A 6728-nucleotide genomic window follows, 5' to 3' on the forward strand; every position below is an offset into this window, starting at 1 on the left:
CTCCGGCAGAAAGGATTCACCGATGAAATTAAAAGACAAACTGCAATCCCTGTTTTCAAAAACCAAAGTTCAAAGACAGCTTTACACCATATTCTTTGCCGCGATCCTGATACCGGTTACGGTGATTGGGATTATTCTCCTCCTGAATACCCAGAAGCTGTTGACGAATCATTATGAGAACCAGATTGAATCGGACAATCTGCGTATTAAATCCATTATGTTTGACTTAACAACTAACATTTATAATCTGTCCGAAGATCTCACCTTTGATGCCAATCTGCAAAAACTTCTTGGCACAAATTATCCTTCTCCTGTGGATTCCCGGACGGCATGCGGTAATTATAAGAGAATCCAGTCCATTTTGAAAAATGAAACCTCCTTGGCAGATTTAAAGATCTATACTCTTAACAAGACGATTGAAGACTATGACCGGATTCTGTTTGCATCGGATGAAACCCGGGAAACTGACTGGTTCCAAAAAGCTTCCCGGCAGTCTAATATATTCTGGAAAGTAAAAAAACGCACAGACCAATTCTCCAATGAATACTATGAACTGACTTTATACCGGAAAATTCCCCTTCCGGATACGAAAAGCTATGCTGTTCTTGCCATGACAATAAGTACCAATTACCTGAAAAACAGGATTGAAAACAATACGCTGACTACGATCCTCTCCGTCAATCAGGAGCCTGTATTTTACAGCAGCGACCGCAGCTTAGTAGGCTCTCCCCTTGGTGTACCAGTTGATTACAGCAACGGCTTTTATCAATATCTGGGAGAAAATGAATTAAACGCTGAAATATGCCTGAGCGCAGTTTCCACACTGACTCCCTATCAGTCAGACGATATCCTGTATCTGACTTCATTGAATTTCCAGGCATATCCCTATATTAATAAGGTCACCCTGACTTATGGCATTATCATCCTGCTGATCCTCTTCGTTCCAACAGGGATTATCTATTTATTTACCAAATATTTCAGTGCCCGTGTCGTAATCCTGCGAAGCGCTATGCACCAGGCAAGTAACGGGGACTATGATATTATTGATTCATTTAAAGGGGATGATGAATTATCAGAAGCCTTTCAGGATCTGAAAGTAATGATTGAAAAAATAAAAGACAACGAATCCCAGATGTATGAGGCTCAGATCAAAGAACAGGAAATCACCAACCGGCAGCAGCAAATGGAGTTCAAGATGCTGGCAAGCCAGATCAATCCCCACTTCCTCTACAATACACTGGAGACGATCCGCATGAAGTCCCTGACTGCCGGAAACCGTGAAGTAGCTACGGCTATTAAGCTGTTAGGAAAATCCATGCGCTATGTCCTGGAAAATACCGGTACCTCATCCACCACGCTGAAAAAAGAAATGGACTATATCGAAACCTACCTGTCCATTCAGAAGCTGCGCTTCCATGAACGTGTAAATTACAAAATTCAAATTGAACCGGGAACTGATATTTCAGATTTTCAGATACTGCCGCTGCTATTGCAGCCTATTGTTGAAAACGCCATTTTACATGGTTTAGAAGGAGTAGAAGAAAATGGACAGATTATTATACACATAGGTACAATGGACGACGAATATCTGTGCATTGATATTTTTGATAATGGGGAAGGCATGACTGCACAGGAACTGGAAAAAATGATATCCAATATTAATAACCATGATAAAGCCTCAGCCGACAGCATCGGGCTTTACAATATAAACCAGCGGATTAAGCTTTGCTATGGCTCCTCTTACGGATTAACGGTTAAAAGCCGCAAAACAGAAGGGACCCTGGTCTCTCTTCAGCTTCCGCTCACTAATATACAGGGGGAATGATGTATGAATGTATTAATTGCAGATGATGAATCAGCCGTATTGGAAGGGCTGAAATATATAATTGACTGGCAGGCACTGGGCTTTACCATTTGCGCAGAGGCAAAAAATGGGGAAGAAACATTGGAAAAAATTTTACGGCTTCAGCCGGAACTGGTTCTTTTGGATATCCGTATGCCCAGACTTTCCGGTCTGGAAGTGGTTAAACGCTGCCGGGAACAATCCTACAACGGAAAATTCATCATCTTAAGCGGATATTCTGATTTTTCTTATGCCCAGACAGCAATGCGGCATGGCGTAGACTTCTACCTGACAAAACCAATTGATGAAGATGAACTGGAAAATGCGGTTAAAAGCGTGAGGGATGCCCTACTGGAAGAGCATAAAAATCATACTGTCATGCTGCAATACCGTGAAAAAGCCCGGGATACTATTCTGCGGGATCTCCTTCTTAATCAGGTGGATTATTATTCCATTGACTATTCGGACCTCCATCTGGACTGCAGTGTATACCAGACAATTATCTATGAAAATTATAACCAGGATACGTTTCAAACCGCCTGGGACTTTGCCAGTCTGTTAAGAGTGACGAATCAGGACCATAACTCCTTTGAGCATATTCAGCTGGATGGGCAGGATATTATTCTTTTGAAAGGGGAATTTGCTATAGAACGCTTTGAATATCTGCTTGCCCATTATGATAAAAACCCTCAGAAAGGTTCTCCCCTGGACTCTCTTTTTCTGACCTATGGAAGAAAGGTTTACCGCCTGGAACAAGTCCACCTTTCCTTTGGGGACGCGTTGTCACTCTCAAAGAGACGCTTTTTCTGTGAACAGAACCAGCATGTTCTGGGCTTTTTGCAGCTTCCTCTGGAAGACCAGTTTACCTGGCAGATTAAACCGAAAGAATCTGTATCTTATGATCAGCGCCTTGCCGATTATATTAAATCCCACAACCGGGTGCTAATTGCAGATACTTTAAATGAACTGGAACAAAATCTGTATTATGCCGTGGACGATGTGACCGGTATCAAACATTTTCTGGCTGATATTTACATACAGATTAAATCCATTCTGACCCATACATACAGCAACATCGAAATCCCCTTTCCAACCAATGCCGCTATTATAGAACTCATCGAAAACAAATATTATCTCTATGAGATCATACAATTTTTCTCAGAACAATTTGAAATGTGCATGAACGCCGTAGGAAGCTCTTCCAGCGAGAGTGTCCTGGATGATATCCTGCACTACATCACACATAATTACCGTGAGAACCTGAAGCTGGAATCCATTGCCCCACTCTTCGGCTATAACTCCTCTTATCTGGGAAAAATATTCAATAAAAAAGTCGGGGAAAGCTTCAACTCCTATATCGACCACGTCCGGATCGACTGCTCAAAAAAACTGCTTCTGGAAAATACCCTGAAAGTATATGAAATCGCAGAACAAGTCGGCTACAAAAATGTAGACTACTTCCACAAGAAATTCAAAAAATACGTAGGCATAAGCCCAGCGGAATTCCGAAAAGATCCTGGCAGTTTATAACCGCGGCGCCGTCCCATCCCGGAGCGTGTTTTAAAATTGCTTTCTGACAGCTTTGCTTCATAAACAGAATACCGGAAAGGGTACGGGAAGGGCAGTGACAACGCCCTTTCCGTACCCTTCCTATCTTAACAAAGCGTCTTTCCCAACATTCCCCGCTTACTTCCAGGAAAATCCAATACCGTCTAAAAATGCTTTGGCTACAATCATATGTCCCTGCACATTAGGATGCACACGGTCTCCCGAGATAATGTAGGAAGAGAGTTCTTCCAGGAATGTATCTATTTTTTTCTGAACATCAATAAATAACAGCCCGTGTCTGTCTGCGGTTTCTCTGGCAATTTCAGCATAAGCATCAACCATAGTACGCATTTTATCCTGTCTGTTTGGTTCAATCATAAAAGGGCTCATAATAAAAATTTCTTTTACTTTTGGCTTGGTATCCGTAATTAATTCATCATACACCCTTTTGTATTCCTCCGGATCCACCAGCTCCAGCTGCTGCAACGGTCCATCAAAATGTCTCCACACATCGTTAATTCCAATCATGACAGATACATAATCCGGTTTTAAATCCAGTACATCCTTTTGCCAGCGTTTCTTCAGATCCACGATTGTATTGCCATTGACCCCTTTATTTACAACCATAATGCCGTAAGAAGGTGCAAGTCCTGTCAGACATGCATTTACTAGATTCACATATCCGTCACCAAAGGATCCTCCTCCCGCCGGAGTTGCCTCATAGTTTCTTCCGCAATCTGTTATCGAATCCCCAATCATTACTAATCTGCTTCCTTTTTCCAGTCTCATAAAGTCCTCCTGATTTCCTGTTTTCCTTTTTCCTTTTTCTTGTTCTTTTTATGTGTCACTAATCCTGCCTTTTTAAGATCATAACTTCCCTGCCCGGCAGCAGGATAAATTCCCCTTCATTATAAACCTGTCCGGTGAGTAATTCCAGATATTTTTTCTGGACAGCTATCTTCTCGTCCTCTATACCGTGATTCATCAGGAAGATATAGGATCCGTTCTCATTCCTGCGTTCCGCCGCTTCTACTTCCCCCGGTGTCTCCATTACAGGATGTATTCCCGCTTCCCTGAGTATTCCCCTTAAGAATCGGCTGTAAAATACATTGTCTGATCTGGTTCCTACATAATATGCCATCCCTTGTCCAAAAGAATTCCTGGTCAAAACAGGAGTTCCCCTGTAAAAATCCGATTCATAAACACCAAGTACCTCTGCCCCTTCTGCATGGATGATATCACACAGTATTTTCGCCGGATATATCTCCTGACCAAAAGAAAACATATTTTCCTCGCCAAAAGGAAGTGCATCCGTCTCTTCTACCCAGATTCCTAAAATATCTCTAAGTCTGCCAGGATATCCTCCTGTAATTACCAGGTCATGTTCATCTGCAATACCACTGAAATAAGTTACAATTAATGTTCCTCCTTTGTCGGTAAAGCTACGGAGTTTCTCATCCACTCCCGGTTTTGTCATGTAAAGCAGAGGTGCAATCACAACTTTATAATGACTCAGATCCGTCTCGGTTCCCACAATGTCCGTAGAAATATTCATTTGATGCAGCGCTTCGTAATAGCTGCGGACTTCGTCATAATATTTCAGTTCACAGCTGGGCCCTGCTGAATATTCCAATGCCCACCAGTTTTCCCAGTCAAAGAGTATCGCAGTTTTTGCCGGTGTCCTGCCGCCCAGCAGTTCGCCGCTCAGCTTCGCCAGTTCTTTTCCAAGAACTGCTGCTTCCCTGAACACACGGGTGTGTTCATGCCCTGCATGATCAATCACTGCCCCGTGGAATTTTTCGCATGCCCCGATACTCCTTCTCATCTGAAAGAACATAACTGCATCTGCTCCATGAGCAATCGCCTGATAACTCCAAAGACGCATGATACCCGGTCTTTTCAGCGCATTATATGCCTGCCAGTTAGTAACACTTGGCGTCTGCTCCATAAGCACAAAAGGATTTCCATCCTTCAGCCCTCTCATACAATCATGGGAAAGCGCCATCTGTGCCTTTGAATCCTGATTGGACGGATAGCTGTCCCAGGAGATAAAATCCATTTTTTCAGCCCATTTCCGGTAATCCAGATTCTTATAAAATCCCATTAGGTTTGTTGTAACCGGTATATTCGGTGTATGCTTTTTAACCGCCTGATACTCTGCTTCAAAGCATCGCTGCATACTTTCGGAATTGAACCTGCGGTAATCCAGAGAGATTCCCTGAAACATGGTTCGGTCATCCCCAAAATGTTCACTTAGCAAATTGGGCAGTACAATTTCATCCCAGTCATAAAAAGTATGCCCCCAAAACGAAGTATTCCACGCCTGGTTCAAAGCATCCAGTGTAAAATACTGTTCTTTCAGCCATTCCCGAAATGCCTTCTCGCATTGCCCGCAGTAGCACTCCCCACCGTATTCATTGGATATATGCCATGCCACAATATTCTCATAGCCCTGATATCGTTTTGCCAGTTCCTCAGCCAGACGTACCGAATATTTCCGGTATGTGGGACTATTGGGACAGGAATTATGCCTTCCCCCAAATTTTCGTTTCCTTCCATCCGACTCTGTGCGCAGAATATCCGGATAACGCTTTGCCATCCATGCAGGATGGGCACCGGTAGACGTAGCCAGACACACTTTTATACCATTTTTCCTTACCAGTTCCATTATTTTATCCAGGCTGTCAAAACAATAGCTTTCTTCATCCTTCTGAAGCGACGCCCAGTTAAATACATTTAACGTAACAATATCAATCCCCGCAAGGGCAAACAGGCGCATATCTTCTTCCCAGACAGTTTCCTCCCACTGCTCCGGATTATAGTCACCGCCATACATAATTTTTTCTACTTTATCATTATATGTCATTTTTCCCTCCTAAAATGTAAAATAGTAAGTAAACTTAGTTACAAAATTTGGGGTTTAGCTGAGGAAGGGGACGCTTTGTAGATTTAAGTAGTGCGCGGAAAGAGAAGGGGGCGAGCCAGGACATTGATTTGGAAGGCTTACCGCAGAACTGGCATTTTCTAACCTTCCCAGAGCCCTTTTTGGCGGCACGCGGGCATTCGCTCCGAAATCCTGATGCATTTCGCAGCTCACTGCCCGCTTACAATCCGATGGGAGCCAGTCGAATTGTATCCGCCAAAAAGCACTCTGGGAAGGTAAGTAAATACTCAGCTCTGCTATACGCCTTCCAAATCAATGTCCTGGCTCGCCCCCTTCTCTTTCCGAGATAGCATTCGTTGATACAAAGCTGGTTTTCTCAGCATGATGGGACCCCGGGGTTGTGGCATGCTGTACGCTATTGGCATAGAACACTTAAAAACCAATAAACCAGCT

4 protein-coding genes are annotated in these 6728 nt (G+C 43.2%); 2 read left to right on the forward strand and 2 right to left on the reverse strand.

All coding sequences use genetic code 11. The features are described from left to right. The first annotated feature begins 22 nt into the window (after positions 1–22). Both RHS_RS18145 and RHS_RS18150 read left to right on the forward strand, forming a co-directional pair. On the forward strand, positions 23–1825 hold the full coding sequence (locus tag RHS_RS18145) for a sensor histidine kinase (protein WP_047833977.1): 1803 nt from the start codon (positions 23–25) through the stop codon (positions 1823–1825). A 3-nt stretch (positions 1826–1828) separates the two neighbouring features. Further along, entirely contained in the window at positions 1829–3373 is a 1545-nt protein-coding gene (locus RHS_RS18150) for a response regulator transcription factor (RefSeq protein ID WP_047833978.1), read from the forward strand. A gap of 156 nt (positions 3374–3529) precedes the next feature. Here RHS_RS18150 and RHS_RS18155 read toward each other — a convergent pair whose 3' ends face one another. Next, positions 3530–4180 (reverse strand): SGNH/GDSL hydrolase family protein, encoded by a 651-nt coding sequence (locus RHS_RS18155; RefSeq protein WP_044293200.1) that lies wholly within the window; start codon positions 4178–4180, stop codon positions 3530–3532. 58 nt (positions 4181–4238) lie between these two features. Further along, positions 4239–6257, reverse strand: coding sequence for a beta-galactosidase (locus RHS_RS18160; RefSeq protein ID WP_047833979.1), 2019 nt, complete (start codon positions 6255–6257; stop codon positions 4239–4241). Positions 6258–6728 lie beyond the last annotated feature (471 nt).

The organism is Robinsoniella sp. RHS (assembly GCF_001029355.1).
Lineage (GTDB): Bacteria > Bacillota > Clostridia > Lachnospirales > Lachnospiraceae > Robinsoniella > Robinsoniella peoriensis.